Origin of the sequence: Novosphingobium sp. 1529 (genome assembly GCF_040544855.1) — a bacterium.
GTDB lineage: Bacteria > Pseudomonadota > Alphaproteobacteria > Sphingomonadales > Sphingomonadaceae > Novosphingobium > Novosphingobium capsulatum.
The window spans coordinates 866,557-884,338 of record NZ_JBEPKW010000001.1 but is presented as its reverse complement, the minus strand read 5'-3'; the positions used below and the strand labels follow the sequence as shown (position 1 = coordinate 884,338).

The 17,782-nt window shown below is 66.1% G+C and carries 13 protein-coding genes; 5 read left to right on the top strand and 8 right to left on the bottom strand.

Going from position 1 to position 17,782, the window contains the following annotated elements; translation table 11 throughout:
* From ABIC78_RS03935 to ABIC78_RS03920, 4 genes are all read right to left on the bottom strand, one after another.
* Positions 1-1,626 carry an alpha-amylase family glycosyl hydrolase gene (locus tag ABIC78_RS03935; RefSeq protein ID WP_054130561.1) on the bottom strand — a complete coding sequence of 542 codons (1,626 nt, stop codon included), beginning with the start codon at positions 1,624-1,626 and terminating at the stop codon, positions 1-3.
* Positions 1,623-3,494 carry an alpha-amylase family glycosyl hydrolase gene (locus ABIC78_RS03930; protein ID WP_054130560.1) on the bottom strand — a complete coding sequence of 624 codons (1,872 nt, stop codon included), beginning with the start codon at positions 3,492-3,494 and terminating at the stop codon, positions 1,623-1,625. The genes ABIC78_RS03935 and ABIC78_RS03930 overlap by 4 nt, the downstream gene beginning before the upstream one ends.
* Positions 3,491-5,011, bottom strand: coding sequence for a tryptophan halogenase family protein (locus ABIC78_RS03925; RefSeq protein ID WP_354487962.1), 1,521 nt, complete (start codon positions 5,009-5,011; stop codon positions 3,491-3,493). The genes ABIC78_RS03930 and ABIC78_RS03925 overlap by 4 nt, the downstream gene beginning before the upstream one ends.
* Positions 5,012-5,129: 118 nt before the next feature.
* Positions 5,130-7,961 (bottom strand): TonB-dependent receptor, encoded by a 2,832-nt coding sequence (locus ABIC78_RS03920; RefSeq protein WP_354487960.1) that lies wholly within the window; start codon positions 7,959-7,961, stop codon positions 5,130-5,132.
* A 384-nt stretch (positions 7,962-8,345) separates the two neighbouring features.
* On the opposite strand from ABIC78_RS03920, the gene ABIC78_RS03915 reads away from it, so the two are divergent.
* Positions 8,346-9,380, top strand: coding sequence for a LacI family DNA-binding transcriptional regulator (locus ABIC78_RS03915; protein ID WP_022678614.1), 1,035 nt, complete (start codon positions 8,346-8,348; stop codon positions 9,378-9,380).
* A 208-nt stretch (positions 9,381-9,588) separates the two neighbouring features.
* Positions 9,589-11,052, top strand: coding sequence for an MFS transporter (locus ABIC78_RS03910; RefSeq protein WP_354487957.1), 1,464 nt, complete (start codon positions 9,589-9,591; stop codon positions 11,050-11,052).
* Here ABIC78_RS03910 and ABIC78_RS03905 read toward each other — a convergent pair whose 3' ends face one another.
* The 3 genes from ABIC78_RS03905 to ABIC78_RS03895 form a co-directional block, all read right to left on the bottom strand.
* On the bottom strand, positions 11,053-12,135 hold the full coding sequence (locus ABIC78_RS03905; protein ID WP_354487955.1) for a serine hydrolase domain-containing protein: 1,083 nt from the start codon (positions 12,133-12,135) through the stop codon (positions 11,053-11,055).
* Positions 12,136-12,168: 33 nt separating this feature from the next.
* Complete coding sequence (locus tag ABIC78_RS03900; protein WP_354487953.1) at positions 12,169-12,624, bottom strand: Lrp/AsnC family transcriptional regulator; 456 nt, start codon at positions 12,622-12,624, stop codon at positions 12,169-12,171.
* Between the two features lie 68 nt (positions 12,625-12,692).
* A complete protein-coding gene (locus tag ABIC78_RS03895; RefSeq protein WP_354487951.1) occupies positions 12,693-13,430 on the bottom strand; it encodes a DsbA family protein in 738 nt (245 codons plus the stop codon).
* A gap of 164 nt (positions 13,431-13,594) precedes the next feature.
* Here ABIC78_RS03895 and modA point away from each other — a divergent pair, with 164 nt between their 5' ends.
* From modA to ABIC78_RS03880, 3 genes are read left to right on the top strand one after another with little or no spacing between them, the layout of a single operon-like run.
* A complete protein-coding gene (modA, locus tag ABIC78_RS03890; RefSeq protein WP_171794014.1) occupies positions 13,595-14,383 on the top strand; it encodes a molybdate ABC transporter substrate-binding protein in 789 nt (262 codons plus the stop codon).
* Positions 14,384-14,393: 10 nt separating this feature from the next.
* On the top strand, positions 14,394-15,086 hold the full coding sequence (modB, locus tag ABIC78_RS03885) for a molybdate ABC transporter permease subunit (RefSeq protein ID WP_354488129.1): 693 nt from the start codon (positions 14,394-14,396) through the stop codon (positions 15,084-15,086).
* On the top strand, positions 15,076-15,714 hold the full coding sequence (locus tag ABIC78_RS03880) for an ATP-binding cassette domain-containing protein (protein ID WP_354487949.1): 639 nt from the start codon (positions 15,076-15,078) through the stop codon (positions 15,712-15,714). The genes modB and ABIC78_RS03880 overlap by 11 nt, the downstream gene beginning before the upstream one ends.
* A 59-nt stretch (positions 15,715-15,773) precedes the next feature.
* Here ABIC78_RS03880 and ABIC78_RS03875 read toward each other — a convergent pair whose 3' ends face one another.
* Positions 15,774-17,729, bottom strand: coding sequence for a potassium transporter Kup (locus ABIC78_RS03875; protein WP_354488127.1), 1,956 nt, complete (start codon positions 17,727-17,729; stop codon positions 15,774-15,776).
* Positions 17,730-17,782 lie beyond the last annotated feature (53 nt).

Below are 17,782 nucleotides of genomic sequence, written 5' to 3'. Positions count from 1 at the left end.
TCAGATCCTCTCTTCGATAATCAGGGCGGCAAAGCCGGGCAGATAGCCCAGGCTCGCATCGTTTTCGGCGACCAGCACCATGCCATCCTGGGCCACATCCTGCGGCCAGGCGACGGGCTGGTTGCCCATGTTGATCACCACCAGCAGCGACTGGCTGGCAAACTGGCGCCGCGCCACAAGCAGGCTGGCATCGGCGTGCAGCACGGCAAAGCTGCCGTGGCGCAGCGCCGGGGTATCGCGCCGCAGGTGCAGCAGGCGGGTGGTAAGCGCCAGCAGCGATGCCGGATCAGCTTCTTGCCGATCGACTGCGCGCGCGAGGTTCTCCTCGCCCAGAGGCAGCCAGGGGGCAGGGCCGGCGGTAAACCCGCCCATCGCGCTTTGCGCCTGCCAGGGCAGCGGGGTGCGGGCGCCATCGCGCGACAGCGTCAGCGGCCAGTTGGCGATCGCTTCGGGGTCTTGCAACTGCTCGAACGGGATATCCACTTGCGTGAGGCCCAGTTCCTCGCCCTGATAGACGATGATGTTGCCGCGCAGGGCGGCAAACAGCACGGCCTTCATCCGGGCATAGGCATCGCGCGCCTCGGGCGTGGCCCAGCGCGACAGCGCGCGCGGCGCATCGTGGTTTTCAAAGGCCCAGCTCGGCCAGCCGATGCCCGGTTCGTCCGGCCACTTGGCCAGCACATCGCGCACCATCACCGGCGTGATCTGCGGGGCATAGAGGAAATCAAAGCCATAGGCGCTGTTGAGACGCGCCGCGCCGGCGGTATATTCCTTCATCTCGGTTTCGGCGAGATCGCCGCCCACTTCTGCCACGGTGAACACCGCGCCATAGCTGTCGCACAGGCTGCGCAGCCGCTCGATGAACGTGATGATGCCGGGGTGCGACTGGTTGTAGATCTTGAGCTGGTAATCGAACGGGCGGGTGCGGCGGCGGCCATCCTCGGGCGCGGGCGGATTGTCGCGCAGCGTGGGGTCGTGCATCAGGAAGTTGAGCGCATCGATGCGGAAGCCATCAACCCCGCGATCGAGCCAGAACTTCATCACCCCCAGCAGCGCTTCCTGCACGGCAGGATTGTGCGCGTTGATCTGCGGCTGCTCGGCCAGGAAATTGTGCAGGTAATACTGGCAACGCCGTGCGTCCCAGCGCCAGGCCGGGCCGCCGAACACCGACTGCCAGTTCGACGGCGGCGAGCCATCGGGCTTGGGATCGGCCCAGACATACCAATCGGCGTGCGGATTGTCGCGGCTCTGGCGGCTTTCCACAAACCACGGGTGCAGGTCAGACGTGTGGGCATAGACCTGGTCGATCGTGACCTTGAGGCCCAGTTCGTGCGCGCGTGCCACCAGGGCATCGAAATCGTCGAGCGTGCCGAACACCGGATCGACATCGCAATAGTCCGACACGTCATAGCCGAAATCGCGCATCGGTGACTTGAAGAACGGCGAGATCCAGATGGCATCGGCGCCCAGCCGCGCGACGTGCTCGAGCCGGGCGGTGATGCCGGCCAGATCGCCCACCCCATCGCCATTGGAATCGGCAAAGCTGCGCGGATAGATCTGGTAGATCGCCGCACCGTGCCACCAGGGCAGGTCTTGGGCGGAAGACGGGGGCGTATGCTGGGTCATTGGCCTTGCTTGGGAGAAGAAGAGGAAAGGACGCGGCAGACAGCGCTGCCGTATGCGGGCAAGTCAAGCACGATCGAGCCGGGCGCGGCCACCATGGCCGGGCATTGGCCAAGCAGGCTTTCCAGCCGCCGGGCACTGGTGCCGATCGTGCTGGCCGCCTTGATCGGCTGGCCAGAGGTGTTGAATGCGATGAGATATTCGGCGCCCGTTACAGGATCGAACCGTGATACGCTGAACAGGCCGGGCTTTTCGCCATAGCTGCGCGTCAGCTGCGCCCCCCGCGCCAGCGCCGGGTGCGCGGCGCGCAGCGCGTTGAGCCGGGCGATCAGCGTGTAGAGCGGATGTGCGGGGTTGAAATTGTCCTGCGCCGTGGTGCGCGTGGTGCCCAGCAATGGCTGGTCGTTGTAGCTGGCCACCTTGCTGGCGAACATATCCTGGCGGGCGGCCTGGTCGTTGCCGTGGCCGATCATGCCCTGTTCGTCGCCATAATAGACCACCGGGCTGCCGCGCAGGGTCAGAAGCATGGTATGGGCCAGCGCGGTGCGGGCCAGCAGTTCGTCCTGGCCGATGCCGGGGCGATCATGCTCGACCAGCCAGGCAAAGCGGCCGATATCGTGGTTGTCGATGAAGGTCGGCTGGGCCAGTGCCGCCTTGTCACCGCCTTGATAGAGCACGTCGCCGTCGAACAGGTCGGCCAGGACATCGGTGCCCTTGTCCTGCGCCAGCACCGCACGCACGGCAGCGTGGAAGGCAAAGTCGAGCACGTGGGGATAGCCGTCGCGCCGGGTGAAACGGGCGATATAGCCGTTGTCAGGGTTTTCCCGCGCCACTTCGCCAAAAATGGTAAAGTTGGGAATGCCTTCGCCCCGTGCGACCGCTTCCATTGCCGGAATGAACACCTGCCAGAAGCCGGGATCGACATGGCGCGCGGTATCGATGCGATAGCCGTCGACGTGGAACTTGCGGATCCAATCACCATAGATGGCGATCATCCCGGCGCGCACGCGCGGATTTTCGGTGAACACATCGTCAAGCCCCCCGAAATCGCCGAACCGGCTATTTTCGCCGCTGAACGTGCTGTCACCGCGATTGTGGTAATAGATCGGATCGTTGAGCCAGTCGGGCACCTTCACATGTTCTTCCCCCTTGGGAATGAACGGGGTGTAGGCATAGGATGGATCGGTCAACGCCTTGAAATTGGCGGGGCTGGAATCGCTGTCACCGGCAAAGCCGGGATTGATCGCCGGGCCAGCCAAACCGCCCTTGCGGCTGTAGGGATAGTTGGCCTTGTCGCGATAGGGGGCGGCCGCGCCAGCCGGCACTTCGCGATACTGGATCACGTCGGCGGTGTGGTTGACGACGATATCCATATAGACCTTGAGGCCGCGCGCGTGCGCCGCATTCACCAGCGCGGCAAATTCGGCATTGGTGCCGAAGTGCGGATCAACCTGGGTGAAATCGGTGATCCAATAGCCGTGATAGCCTGCGCTTTCCTGCCCCGGCGCGCCCTGGACGGCCTTGTTCTTGAAGATCGGGCCAACCCACAGCGCGGTAAAGCCCATGCCCTTGATATAGTCGAGCTTGGCGATCAGGCCCTTGATGTCGCCACCATGGTAGAAGCCCTTGTCCGCCGGATCGAAGCCCGACTGCAGGCGCCCGCCGGCAATGCCGCCGGCGTCGTTGGCGGTGTCGCCATTGGCAAAGCGATCGGGCAGCACGAAATAGATCGATTCCCCTGCTGCGGGCCGTGCCGCCACGGCCGACGCCGTCGGAACAGCGGCTGGAACGGGGGCTGGGGCGGCCATGGCCGGGGCGAGTGCGGTGGTGACCAGGGCCGCGGCAAGGGCACTGGCAAGGCGGGCTTTCATGCGACAAGTCCTTTGGGGGAAGGCGCCGCGCAATGGCGGGCGATATAGTCGGCGTGGGTGGGATAGGCCGCCACCTCGCGGGAAAACAGCGCGTGCAGCGTATCGAGCCAGCCGGCCAGGTCCGCTTCGGAAACCGCCTCGGCGAGGGCATGGCTGGTGGCCGGGATGATGCCCTGGCCGACCAAGACCTGGAGCCAGCCCACTTCGCTGAACAGGTCTGACTGATCGCGGAAGAGGTGGCCCGCGCTTTGGAACAGGGCGATCTTTTCTGCCAGGCTGGCGGGCAGGGGCAGGTTGCGACAGGCCTGCCAGAACGGCTCTTCACGCTGGTTGGCCCAGTAATGCAGCACGATGAAATCGCGGATGCGCGCCATCTCGTCGGCAAACTGGCGGTTGAACGTGTCGCGCACGGCGGCAGCGGGGCGGCAGGTCGGGCCGAACGTCATGATCCGGGCGATCATCGACTGGATCAGATGGATCGAGGTGGATTCCAGCGGTTCGAGGAACCCACTGGCCAGCCCCATGGCAATGACATTGTGCGACCAGGCTTGCTGGCGGCAGCCCGTGGTGAAGCGGATCACGCGCGGCTCAGCCAGCGGCGCGCCATCGAGATTGGCAAGCAGGCCAGCCGTCGCTTCATCGTCTGACAGGAACGCATCGCAATAGACGCGGCCATTGCCGGTGCGGTGCTGCAACGGGATGCGCCATTGCCAGCCCACGCCGTGGGCGGTGGAGCGGGTATAGGGGGTGAGCGGCGCAGCGCTGGCGCAGGGCACGGCCACGGCGCGGTTGGCCGGCAACAGGTGCGACCAATCATCGAACCCCACGCCCAGCGTGTCGCCGATGAGCAAGGCGCGCAGGCCCGAGCAATCGATGAACAGATCGCCAGCGATCATGCGGCCATCGGCCAGGCGCACGGCCGTGACATCGCCGCTGGCGCCGTCACGATCAACCGCCACGATCAGGCCTTCCTCGCGGATCACGCCCTTGGCCTGGGCATAGCGGCGCAGATAGGCGGCATAGAGGCCGGCATCGAAATGGAAGGCGTGCGGCATCTGCGGCACGTTGCGGTTGGTCAGCGGTGCGCCATCGTGCATCTTGCCCGCGCGGGCGGCCAGATCGTTGACGCTGTAATCGCCCAGTGGACGGGCCAGGCCAAGGCGATGCGCGCGCGACCAGAAATGGCGGAAGGCGCCCAGGCCAATATCGCGGCCGACATCGCCAAAGGCGTGAAGATAACTGTGCCCGGGGCGCAGCCAGCCGGCAAATTCGATGCCCAGCTTGAACGTGGCGCCGGTGGCGCGAATGAAATCGGTTTCGTCGATGCCCAACGCCTGGTTGAACATGCGGATCTGGGGAATGGTGGCCTCGCCCACGCCGATCGTGCCGATCGCGTCGCTTTCCACCAGGGTAATGCGGGTGTTCTCGCCCAGGAAATGGCCCAATGCGGCCGCACACATCCAGCCTGCCGTGCCACCGCCAACAATGGTGATCGAACGTGCTACTTGGCTGTCCATGGCCCTGTGCCCCCCGCAGGAAAGGATCGGGCGCGCAAACAGCGCCCTGCAATCCAATGCAATCGTGTCATGGCGGCGGCAGACGGTCCAGCCTGGACCGCCTGCCGCCTGAGGGAACTTACAGCTTGTAGCTCAGCGTCAGGTAGAAATCGCGACCATAGCGCTGGTAGTCGATCACCTGGCGCGGATCATTGTTCTGGTAGGTGATGAACGGACGATCGGTCAGGTTCTTGGCCTGGAACATCACGGCCAGACCGGCAAAGCGCGAACCAGGCTGGAATTCATACCCGATCTGTGCGTCGAGAATGCCTTCCGACTTGGCGGTGCGGTAGGTCGGGTTGGCCGAGAGGCCAGCCACTTCAGCCAGGAAGCTGGAGCGGAAGCGGTAGTTGGCGCGCGCCTGGAAACCGGCCTTTTCATAATAGACCGAACCGTTGGCCACCCAATCCGACAGGCCGGGCAGGGTGATCGGCGCATCCGGGGCCTTGGCAAACACGATGCGGCTGTCGGTATAGCTGGCCGAAGCGAAGATGCCGAAGCCATCGAGCGCTGAGGAGAACATGCCGAACGGCAGCGACGCGGTGACTTCCGCACCCTTGACCGAACCCTTGCCGGTGTTGCCGGGCGAGGCGACCGGGCCGATGGTGGTGCCGATCTGATCGCGGATGCTGGCCGGCAGATTGGCGACAACCGCCTTGAAGTCATAGGGATAGGAGTTGTTGGGATCGACGAAATCGGTCAGGCGCTTGTAATAGAGCGCTGCCGAAACATAGCCACCCTTGGCGAAGTAATGCTCGGCCGAAAGATCGAGGTTGGCCGACTTGTAGGGGCGCAGCGCCGCGTTGCCGCCGTTGGAGCTGAACAGCGGGCGGGTGGGATCGGTCGAGCCCAGATTGGCCGTGTTGACCGAGAATTCCTGGTTGACGCGTTCCTGGTCAAGACGCGGGCGCACCATGGTGAGCGAGCCGGCGAGCTTGAGGTAGGTGGCCGGGGCCACTTCCAGGGCGAAAGCGGCGCTGGGCAGCACGTTCCAATACTTCGCGCCGCCCGTTGCCGGGGTCACGATCACGGCGCCGGTCGTGCTGTCGAAGTTCGAGAGCGAACCGGTCGAGCTTTGATCGGTATAGATACCCTGGACGCCCACGGTGCCGGTCAGGCGCTTGCCGCCCACGTTGCCATCCAGGTTGACCATGGCATAGCCGGTCCAGACCTTTTCGGTCACCGAGTTGTCGCGCACCAGCGAGACCGGACGGTTGTCATACACCGAGTTGTACGCGTTGTTGTACAGGTACATCGGATCGAGCGCGAGCATGCGCGGCACGCCGAGGTAGGCGAGCGGAACGGTGCCGATGATCGCGGCCTGCGGGATCGGGGCAAAAGTGGTGGTGCCGCTGCCCGGGGTGCAGCCGGTGCCGCCGCCCTTGGGGCACAGGAAGTACGACGTGAACGCCGAGGTCTTCTTGCGATAGCTGTAGTTGGCGCCCACTTCCCAGCCCTTGAGCAGGCCGCCTTGGGCGAATTCGCCATCAAGGCTGGCGCGCAGCGAGGCGAGATCGTCCTTGAAGCTGGGCTTGTTGAGGAAGCCGGCCTGCACCACGGCCGTGGTGCCGTTGTAGCCCCAGCCGCGCGGATCGGTGATGCCGAAGTTGGCGGCATTGCCATAGTCGAGCGTGGGCACGATATCGAACGTGCCGTTGCCGTTCTGCGAGATGTGCAGCGTGTCGCGCGCGCCGGCGTTGATGTAGCCGGTGCCCGAATAGTTTTCGAGCAGGAAGTCGGTGCGCTTGGCGTGGCTGTAGCTGGCATCCACCGTCAGGTGCATCGTGTCGCCCAGGCCGATCACGTTGTTCCAGCCGATCGACAGGTTGTCTGCCTTGCGCTGGTTGTAATCGTTGCGCATCACGGCCTTGACATTGCTGATCGTCGCGTCGGTGACGAAGCCGTTGTTCACCTTGTAGCCCGGCTGGATCACCGTGGTGTCACCACCGCCCAGGCCCGACCAATCGGGGAAGATCGGGAATTCGATGCCGCGCAGGTGCTGCGTTTCCTTGAAGTGCGAATAGAGCACGTCGAGCGTCGAATGCCAGTTGTCGTTCGGCTGGTATTCCAGCGTGGCAACCGCGCCATAGCGGTCCAGCATGTTGGACTGCACATAGGGCTTGGCACCGCCCAGCATCAGGGTCTTGCCATCGGCCAGGGTGGGGAAGCCCCAGGCGTTGTAGCGTTCATCCTGCGACGGGGCCGAGGTGGCCGAAACGCCGATGGCGATGCCAAAGGTGTCATCGGCAAACTTGTCGACGTAGGTGGCCGAGGCGCGATAGCCGTAGCGCTTGCCGTCCGGGTTGAGCTTCTGCATGCCGTTCATCTGGCCGCGCAGCTGGACCGCGATGACGCGGTTGGCCTGGGCGAGCGGGCGCAGCATGCGCAGGTCGACCGTGCCGGAAATGCCCGCCGCGATCAGCGAGGGATCGGCGGCCTTGTGAACCACCACGTTCTTGAAGAATTCCGACGGATACTGGTCATATTCGACGCCGCGGTTGTCACCCACGGTGACCTGCTCGCGGCCGTTGAGCAGCGTGGTCGAGAAATCCGGGCCAAGGCCGCGGATCGACAGGCGCTGGTCGCGCCCTTCGAGGCGCTGTGCGGTCACGCCGGGCAGGCGGGCCAGCGAATCCGCGATCGACACGTCGGGCAGCTTGCCGATGTCTTCGGCCGAAACCGCTTCGACGATGGCGATGGAGTTGCGCTTGATCGAGGCCGAGGCATTGAGCGAGGCGCGGATGCCCGAAACCACGATGGCGCCCTGTTCGGGCGTGGCATCGGCAGCGGCCTGAGGAGCCTGCGGTGCCGGGGTTTCCTGGGCGAGGGCCGGGCTGCTGCCGGCCAGAACGGTCGCCAGCGCGACCAGCGAGCAGCGCAAGCCGCCCGCAGAAACTGCGTGATGTGCCATGATACCTTCCACTCCCCCAGCCGGCCTGCAGCCGGCTACGAACCTTGTTGGCGTGCCCATCGCCAAGGCGGCGATCGGCTGAATGCGCGACACCCGCCAGGTGCGTCATCCCGTCATGCGGGGATGTGACACCTGGTTCCACCGGATCTCGCTTGGTTTCAAATTACGCCGAAGCGGGCCGCGAGCGAATATGGCATACGTATACCATGCATTGTGTATGTCTTCGCGAATGCGGAAAAATCCATTGTATTACATATGTATAGGCCAATGCATCATGCATTTGGATAGGCATTTTATCCGGGATCGTTGCATAATTTTGTTCTTATGCATAAGAATGGTAGCGATAATGCAGTCGCGAATCTCGGCTGAAGGGGAGAGTCGGCCATGGGGCGCAAGCCATCCAACAAGCCCACCAGCTTTGAAATTGCCTATCTTGCCGGGGTGTCGCAGCCCACGGTCAGCCGTGCCTTGCGTGGCAGCAAGTCCGTCAGCAAGGCCACGCGCGAAAAGATCGAGGCGATCGCCCGGCAGTTGAACTACACGGTCGACAAGAACGCCTCTTCGCTGCGCACGCAGCGCTCCAACACGCTGGCGCTGCTGTTCTTCGAAGACCCGACGCCCGATGAATCCAACATCAACCCGTTCTTCCTGTCGATGCTGGGATCGATCACGCGGCATTGCGCGGCCAAGGGGCTGGATCTGCTGGTATCGTTCCAGAAGCTGGAGGATGACTGGCACCGCCGCTATCAGGAAAGCCACAGGGCCGACGGGCTGATCTTGCTCGGTTATGGCGACTACACCCTGTATGAAAGCCGCCTGCGCCAGTTGGTCAAGGCGGGCACGCATTTCGTGCGCTGGGGATCGGTCGATCAAGGCACGATCGGTGCCACGGTGGGATCGGACAATTTCGGCGCTGGGCGCCTGGCGGGCGAGCATCTGATTGCGCGCGGCCGGCGGCGCATTGCCTTCCTGGGCCAGGCAGACAGCCATTATCCCGAATTCGAGCAGCGCCACGCCGGCCTGCTGCGCGCGCTGGCCGCCGCCGGGCTATCGCAAGATCCGGAATTGGTGGTCGATGCCATCAGTTCCGAGGAATCCGGCCATGGCGCGGCACGCGTGCTGCTGTCACGCGGGGTGCCGTTCGATGCGATCTTTGCCGCAAGCGACCTGATCGCGATCGGCGCGCAGCGCGTGCTCGCCGATGCCGGGCTGGCGGTGCCTGGCGACGTGGCGCTGGTCGGCTTTGACGACATTCCCGCCGCCGGTTTTGCCAATCCCCCGCTCACCACCGTGGTGCAGGATATCCGCCTGGCGGGCGAGGCGCTGGTGGAATCCGTGCTGGCCCAGATCGAAGAACGCATTCCCCCGCCTGCGATCCTGCCCACCCGGCTGGTGGTGCGGGCGAGCACGGGGGGATAGGCTTGGTCAAGGTCCGGCACCACCCACCGACCCCCTCCTCTAAAGAGGATGGGTAGAACGCGTCGAAAAGCCCCATCCTCTTTAGAGGAGGGGGTTGGGGGTGGTGGAAGCCTTGAGCAAAGCCATCAACGCATAGCATTCGTATGCATCTCGCCCCGCCGCCAACTCTGGCGCATCGCGCCTGTCTAGAAAATAGAGAGAGGACGCCATGAACACGCCGCAAAAGCCCGCGCAGACGTTCTGGGGGCTGTGGAACACGAGCTTTGGCTTTTTCGGCATCCAGCTGGCCTTTGCGCTGCAGAATGCCAATGTCAGCCGCATTTTCCAGGCGCTGGGCAGCAAGGTGGACGACCTGGCGTTCCTGTGGATCGCCGGGCCGGTAACCGGCCTGGTGGTGCAGCCGCTGATCGGGCATTGGTCCGATCGCACCTGGGGCCGTTTTGGCCGGCGCCGGCCCTATTTCGTGGCCGGGGCGGTGCTGGCGGCGCTGGCACTGCTGGGCCTGCCCAATACCCCGCTGCTGATCGCGGCGGCGCTGTTCCTCTGGCTGCTCGATGCCTCGCTCAATGTGGCGATGGAGCCATTCCGCGCCTTTGTGGGAGACATGACCCCGCCGCACCAGCGCGCGCAGGGGTTTGCCCTGCAAACCTGGTTCATCGGGGCTGGCGCGGTGCTGGGCAGCCTGGCCCCGGCGGCCTTCAACGCCCTGGGCATTGCCAATACCGCGCCCGAAGGGGTGATCCCGCCCTCGGTGCGCTACAGCTTTTACCTGGGCGCATTCGCGATGGTGGCGGCCGTGGCCTGGACGGCGCTGCGCGTGCGCGAATACAGCCCCGCGGAGATGGCCGCCTTTGCCGACGAGCCGGAAGCAGCAGCCGAGCACGAGCCGCTGGTCTATCCGGCGCGCGGACCCTTGTGGATGCTGGGCGGCGCGGCGCTGCTGGGCCTGGTCCTGGCACTGGGGCTGGACAAGCAGTTGCTGGTGCTGGGTGGCGGCCTGGTGGCGTTCGGCCTGTTGCAGGTCGTCGTGCGGGCGCGGGCCAGCACCGGCACGCTGGCCCAGGTGATTAGTGATCTGGCGCAGATGCCGCGTGCCATGCGGCAATTGGCCCTGGCGCAGTTCTTCACCTGGGTGGCGCTGTTCATCCTGTGGATCTACACCACGCCGGTCGTCACGCGCGAGGTGTTCCACGCCACCGATACCAGCGGTGCGGCCTATAATGCCGGGGCCGACTGGGTGGGCGTGATGTTTGCGTTCTACAACGGGGTGGCCGCGCTGGCAGCGTTTGCCCTGCCGGTGCTGGCGCGGCGGATTGGCAACGTGCGCACGCATATGGTCGGCCTGGGGGCAGGGGCGCTGGCATTCCTGCTGCTGCTGGTGATCCGCGATGCGCACCTGTTGCTGCTGCCGATGGCGCTGGTCGGCGTGGCCTGGGCCTCGATCCTGGGGATGCCTTACGTGATCCTGACGCGGGTGTTGCCGCCACGCAAGTTCGGCATCTACATCGGCCTGTTCAACCTGTTCATCGTGATCCCGCAACTGATCGTGGCCACGGCCATGGGCGGGGTGATGCGCAGCTTTTTCCCCGATCAGCCCAAGTGGACGATGCTGGTGGCGGCGGTGGTCATGGCCGGCGCAGTGATCGCCATGGCCCGCGTGGAAGAAGACTGATCAGGCGCGCAGTGCGGCCTCGAGCGGGGCCGCCAGGCGCTGGTGATCGCCCCAGTTGGTCGCCAGCGCCCTGACGCCCTCGGGCCGCACCAGCACCTGGGCGGTCCACAGGTTGTTGCTGCCATCGTGCCACAGGCTGCCGTCTGCCCGCACGACCCAGCCCAGCGCATAGCTGCCGCCAAACGGCGGGGTGTGCAGACGCTCCCAGGTTTCGCTGCGTAGCATGACGGCGCGGGTGCGGTGCGCATCGAGAAACGCCAGCATGGCAGCGATCGGCGCATGCAGCCGTGCGGCGGGCCCGGCCACGGCGGGATTGTCAGTTGGCGGCACGCCTGGCGGATGGGGTACGCCGTGTTCTCCTGGCCACCACGCGTGGCCCACCGGCTGGTCGAGCAAGCCCGGCGTTCCCGGCGCGCCAAAGCCGGCGCCAGCCATGCCAAGCGGCCCGAGCAGGCGCTGCAGCAACAGCGCTTCCCACGGCGCGCCGCACGCCGCCTCCAGCATGGCGGCGGCGGCCACATAATTGCGGTTGGAATAGATGAACCGGGCGCCCGGCGGTGCCTCTGGCGCGCGCGCCATGGTCATGCGCGTCAGCGCGAGGCGGCTGGCGCGGGGATCGGCTTCCTCGGCCGGAAAGGCGTCCATCTCGGTATCAACGTCAAGCCGGGCAAAGCCGCTGGTGTGCGACAGCAGGTGCAGCAGAGTAACTCCGCGCCACGGCGCTGCGGCGGCATCGGCCAGGCCCAGCCGCGCCACGAGTTGCTCGTCCCAGGCCAGCTCGCCCGCTTCCACCGCCAGTGCGATCAGCGTGGCCGTAACCGGCTTGGTGATGGACCCCCAGTGCCAGCTGTCGCCAGGCGCCACCGGCACATCGTTGCCCAGCATGCGACGCCCGGCGCAGGCCTCTCCACTGTCAGCCAGCGTTTCCCGCCAGCCCGCTGCCAGGGCCGGCACATCCAGCCGGCGGCGCAGGCGCGCGGCGGCATCCGTGCTGCGGGGAAAAGCAGGCGCAGCGGCCAGGGCGCGGCTTGACCAGGCAAGTCCAGCCAAAAGCCCGATCACCCCGCGCCGCGTCACGATCATTGCGCCGCCAAGGCCGGACCGAACCGCGCGCGGTTACCCCAGGGCATAGCCGTTCCACGCCTTGATCGGGCGGATGACAAAGCTGGTGTGCATGGTGCTGACGCCGGGCAGGCGGGCCAGGCAATCGCGGTGCAGGCGATCGTAATCGGCCATGTCATGCGCGGCGATGCGCAGGCGGTAATCCGCCACGCCCGAGATCAGATAGCATTCGAGGATTTCGGTGGAATCGAGCGTGGCCCGTTCGAACCGCTCCATCGCTTCGCGGCTCTGGCTTTCCAGCGTGATGTCGATCAGGGCATGCAGATTGAGGCCGATCTTGCTGGCATCGACCCGCGCGCCATAGCCGGTGATCGCACCGCTCTCTTCCAGCGCGCGCATGCGGCGGTGGCAGGCAGAGCTGGAAAGCCCCACCCGATCGGCCAGTTGTGCCAGCGAACTTTGCGAATCTGCCTGCAACGCGGCCAGCAGCTTGCGATCTATGCGGTCCATCAACGCCGTCTAGCGCAAAATCTTCGCGGATAAAGCCAGATTCGCGGGAAGCCTTGGCTCGTTTCGGATCAAAGCGAATAATCCGCTGGCGGCGCACCGTGCCGCTTGCTGCGCGATGCTATCAGGGTGATCGCCTGGTCGAGCGTTTCACCATCGATCGCGCCATCGACCATGATCGTCTCGCCCGTCAGGTTGTTGCGCACGGCCACGGCCGGCGTGCCCTGCACAGTGGCGCGTTCGGCCGCATCGCCTTCGGCGGCGACGCGGCCCAAGGTTTCATCGCTGCGCAGGCAGGCATCAAGTTTGGCGCCATCGGCCGCGCCATCCTGCTTGGCCAGGGCAACCACGGCCGGGCGCCCACCTTCCAGGCCGCGGCCATTGCCGCCGGTGCGGGCAAAGTAATCGTTGAGAAAGCGATAGAATGCGGCCGCGCCGCCCTGGTCGGCCACGCACAGCGCGGCCATGCTGCCCAGCACCGCCGGTGCGCCGTGGAAGGGCAGGGGCAGCATGCGGATCGCCAGGTTGGCCTTGCCCTTGGCGCGTTCGATCGCGGCATCGGGCACGCCGGCAAACTGCTTGCAATAGGGGCATTCCGGATCGGACCAGACCACCACGCTGATCGGCGCCTGCGCCGGCCCGGCCAAGCGGTCCTGCGCCAGCAGCGCGCCCACATCGGGCACGGTGCGCCACGGCGCGGGAATATCGGGTGTCTGCACGGCGGCCTGCGCCATGGCCGGCGCGGCCAGCAGGGGGGCAGAGGCCGTGATCGTTGCCGCCAGGGCGATCGCCCAGAACTGTGCGCGCATTCCTGTTCCTTGTCCTTTGCAAACTTTGGCCGTGCTGTTGCGCAATCCGGTGCGGGCGGCAAGCCTTGCCGTGCGGGCAGTGCACGCTTTGCATTTCGCGGCGGCTGGCTGTAGGGCAGCTGAATATATCCCGCCAAATACAGCCTGCGGGCTGCGGAGTTGCCATGGCCCGCCTTGTGCTTCGTCTTCTTGCCCTGTGTTGCCTTGTTGCGGCCGCCTTCCTGCCGGCTGCAGCGCCGGCCGCGGAAAATTCCGGTGGCCGCGGGCCGCTGGTGCTGGCAGCGGCCAGCCTGCAGGAATCGATGAATGCGGCGGCCGACCGCTGGGCAGCGCTGGGCCATCCGCGCCCGGTGCTGTCGTTCGCGGCCTCTTCGGCCCTGGCCCGCCAGATCGAGGCGCACGCCCCGGCAGACCTGTTCGTGTCGGCCGATGAAGACTGGATGGATGATGTCGCCCGTGCCGGTCTTGTCGCCCCGCGCACGCGCGCGCGGCTGGTGACCAATGCCCTGGTTATCGTGGCGCCGGCCGGCAGCCCGCTGCGGCTTTATCCGGCGCCCGGCTTTGCGCTGATGCAGGCGCTGGCCGGTGGAAAACTGGCGATGGGCGATCCTGCTGCCGTGCCGGCTGGCCGCTATGGCAAGGCCGCGCTGGAGCGGTTGGGCGTGTGGAACCAGGTGCAGGGCCAGGTGGCGCGCGCGGAAAATGTGCGGGCGGCCCTGGCGCTGGTCGCCCATGGCGCCGCGCCGCTGGGCGTGGTCTATGCCACTGATGCCCGCGCCGAACCGGGGGTGAAAGTAGTCGGCGTGTTCCCGGCCGGCAGCCACGCGCCGATCACTTATCCGGTGGCGCGGCTGACCGCGTCCACCCATCCCGACGCCGAAGCATTCCGCCGCTTCCTGCTCTCCGCCGAAGGCAAGGCGATCTTCCGCCGCTTCGGCTTTGTCGCGCACTGAGCCGCGCGTGCTGCTTTCCGCGCAAGAATGGGGCGTGGTCGCGCTATCGGCCAAGGTGAGCGGGGTGGCGATCCTGGGCGTGCTGCCGCTGGCGTTCGCGCTGGCCTGGGCGCTGGCACGGGGGCGGTTTCGCGGGCGTGTGCTGCTTGATGCGCTGGTGCATCTGCCCCTGGTGCTGCCGCCGGTGGTCATCGGCTGGATGCTGCTGGTGGCGTTCGCCCCGGCCGGCCCGATGGGTGCTTGGCTGTGGCGCCTGTTTGGCGTGACGCTGCTGTTCCGCTGGACCGGCGCGGCGCTGGCTGCCGCGATCATGGCGCTGCCGCTGATGGTGCGGGCGATCCGCCTGTCGCTCGAGGCGGTCGATCCCCGCCTGGAACAGGCCGCGCGCGCACTCGGCGCCGGGCCATGGGCCACGTTCTGGCGCGTGACGCTGCCGCTGTGCGCGCCGGGCATAGTGGCCGGCGCGGTGTTGGGCTTTGCCCGCTCGCTGGGCGAATTCGGCGCGACCATCACCTTTGTGTCCAACATCCCCGGCGAAACCCAGACGCTGCCGCTGGCGATCTATGCCGCGTTGCAGGTGCCCGGCAGCGATGCCACGGTCTGGCGCCTGGCCGGGGTGGCGGTGCTACTGTCGGTCCTGGCACTGGTCGCCTCGGAACTGCTCGCGCGTCGGCAGGGGGGAAAGGGCGCGCATGTCCTTTGACCCGGCCCCATCCTTTGACATCGACGTGGTGCTGGCGCGGGGGCAGCGCGAATTTCCCGTGCGGGTGGCAGGTGGCGGCGGCATCACCGCGCTTGTCGGGCCATCGGGGCAGGGCAAGACCAGCACGCTCGATGCCGTGGCCGGCCTGCTGCGCCCGCTTTCGGGCCATATCGCGGTGGGCGGCACAGTGCTGTTCGATGCAGCGCGGGGAATAGACCTGCCGCCCGAACGGCGCGCGGCCGGCTATGTGTTTCAGGATCTGCGCCTGTTTCCGCACCTGAGCGTGGCGGACAACCTGCTGTTCGGCTGGCGCCAGGCCGCGCCCGAACGACGCACGCTGGCGCTGGACGAAGTGGCCGGTTTTCTAGATATCACGCCCTTGCTGGCGCGCCGGCCGCACACGCTTTCGGGCGGCGAGGCGCAGCGCGTGGCGATCGGCCGCGCGCTGCTGTCGGGCCCGCGCTTTCTCTTGATGGACGAGCCGCTGACCGCGCTCGATCCGGCGCGGCGCGAGGGCGTGATCGCGCTGATCGCCCGCATCCGCGATGCCTTTGCCCTGCCGGTCCTGCTGGTATCGCACCAGCAGGACGAGGTGGCACGGCTGGCCGATGCGGTCGTGGAAATCTAGAGCATTTTCAAGGCAGGTGGAATCACCTGCCGACTCGGAAAATGCGGCAAATCAAAAGGCTAGATTTCCAGCTGGCTGCCCAGTTCGATCACGCGGTTGGTGGGCAGGCGGAAGAACTGCATCGGGCTTTCCGAATTGCGCACCATCCAGGCAAACAGCTTTTCCCGCCAGATCGCCATGCCCGGCCGCTTGGACGCGATCAGCGTCTGCCGCGCCAGGAAATAGCTGGTTTCCATCGGCTTGAATGGACCGGCCGCGCGCGTTTCGGCGGCGAGTTCGGCGGGAATGTCGGCCTCGTCCATAAAGCCGGTGCGGATGATCATGCGGTAGAAGCCATGGCCCATGTCTTCCACCTCGCGCCGCTTGTGATCGGGCACGTGCGGCACCCCGGCGGTCATCACGGTCAGAACCACGACGCGTTCGTGCAGGATGTGGTTGTGCTTGAGATTGTGCAGCAGCGCCGGCGGAATGCCTTCAACGGTAGAGGCCATGAACACCGCCGTGCCCTTGACCCGGCGCACGCGTTCGCACACCGAACCCAGGAACAGCTCGAACGGCATGGCATCTTCGGCGAGGCGTTCGCGCACGATGCGCCGGCCGGTGGCCCAGGTGGTGAGCGCGGTGAACGTGATCGCCGCGACCATCAGCGGGAACCAGCCGCCATCGGGGATCTTGGTGGCGTTCGATGCGAAATAGGCGCCATCGATCACCAGGAACGTGCCGGTAACGATCCCGGCCACCAGCGGATGCCATTTCCACACGGCAAAGGTCAGCACGCCCAGCATGCAGGCGGTAATGAACATCGTCCCGGTCACCGCGATGCCATAGGCCGAAGCCAGGTTGCTCGACGTGCGGAACGCCAGCACCAGCAGGATGACCATGACCAGCAAGACCCAGTTGACGAACGGCACATAGACCTGGCCGGCCGCGCTGGCGCTCGTATGCAGAATGCGGATGCGCGGCAGGAAGCCCAGTTGCACCGCCTGCTGCGAGACCGAAAACGCGCCCGAGATCACCGCCTGGCTGGCGATCACCGTGGCCAGCGTCGCCAGGATGACCAGCGGCAGGCGCGCCCAATCCGGCGCCATCAGGAAGAACGGATTCTCCACCAGGGCCGGGTTGCGCAGCAACAGCGCCGATTGCCCGGCATAGTTGATGAGCAGGCACGGAAACGCCACCCACAGCCACGCCACCATGATCGCGCGGCGGCCGAAATGGCCCATATCGGCATAGAGCGCCTCTGCCCCGGTCACAGCCAGCACGACAGAACCCAGCGCCAGGAATGCCAGCAGCGGATCGAGCGTGAAGAACTTGACGGCGTACCAGGGATTGGCTGCCAGCAGGATTTCCGGCGCGCGGGCAATGCCGTTCAGGCCGAGCAGCGCGATGACCAGGAAATAGACCAGCATCACCGGGCCAAACAGCTTGCCCACCGCCGCCGTCCCGCGCGACTGGATGGCAAACAGGCCGATGAGGATCGCAATCGAGATCGGCAGCACCACCTCGGCAAAGGCCGGGTGCACCACGGTCAGCCCTTCGACTGCCGACAGCACCGACACCGCCGGCGTGATGATCGCGTCGCCATAGAACAGCGCCGTCGCCACGATGCCCAGCACCACGGTGAAGGCGGTCCATCGCCCCGGCTTGAGCTGGCGCCCGATCAGCGCGAGCAGCGCCAGGCTGCCGCCTTCGCCCTTGTTGTCGGCCCGCAGGATCACGAAGACGTACTTGACCGTGACGATCAGCGTCATCGTCCAGAACATCAGCGAGAGCACGCCAAAGATATGATCGGCATCCACCGCCAAACGGTGGTGGCCGATGAAGCTTTCCTTCAGCGAATAGAGCGGCGAGGTGCCGATATCGCCAAACACCACGCCGATCGCGCCCACGGCGAGGGGCACAAGGCCCTGCGCCTCGTGGCCCTCATGATGATCGACTCCGGCGGTGTCAGCGGCGGGGGAAGCGTCAGCAGCGGCAGCGGCAGGCGTGGATTCGGGCGCGCCCGGATAGGACATGGCGGTCATGCCGGCGCCGCTACGCCCGGCAATATCCCGATGCGACGAAATTT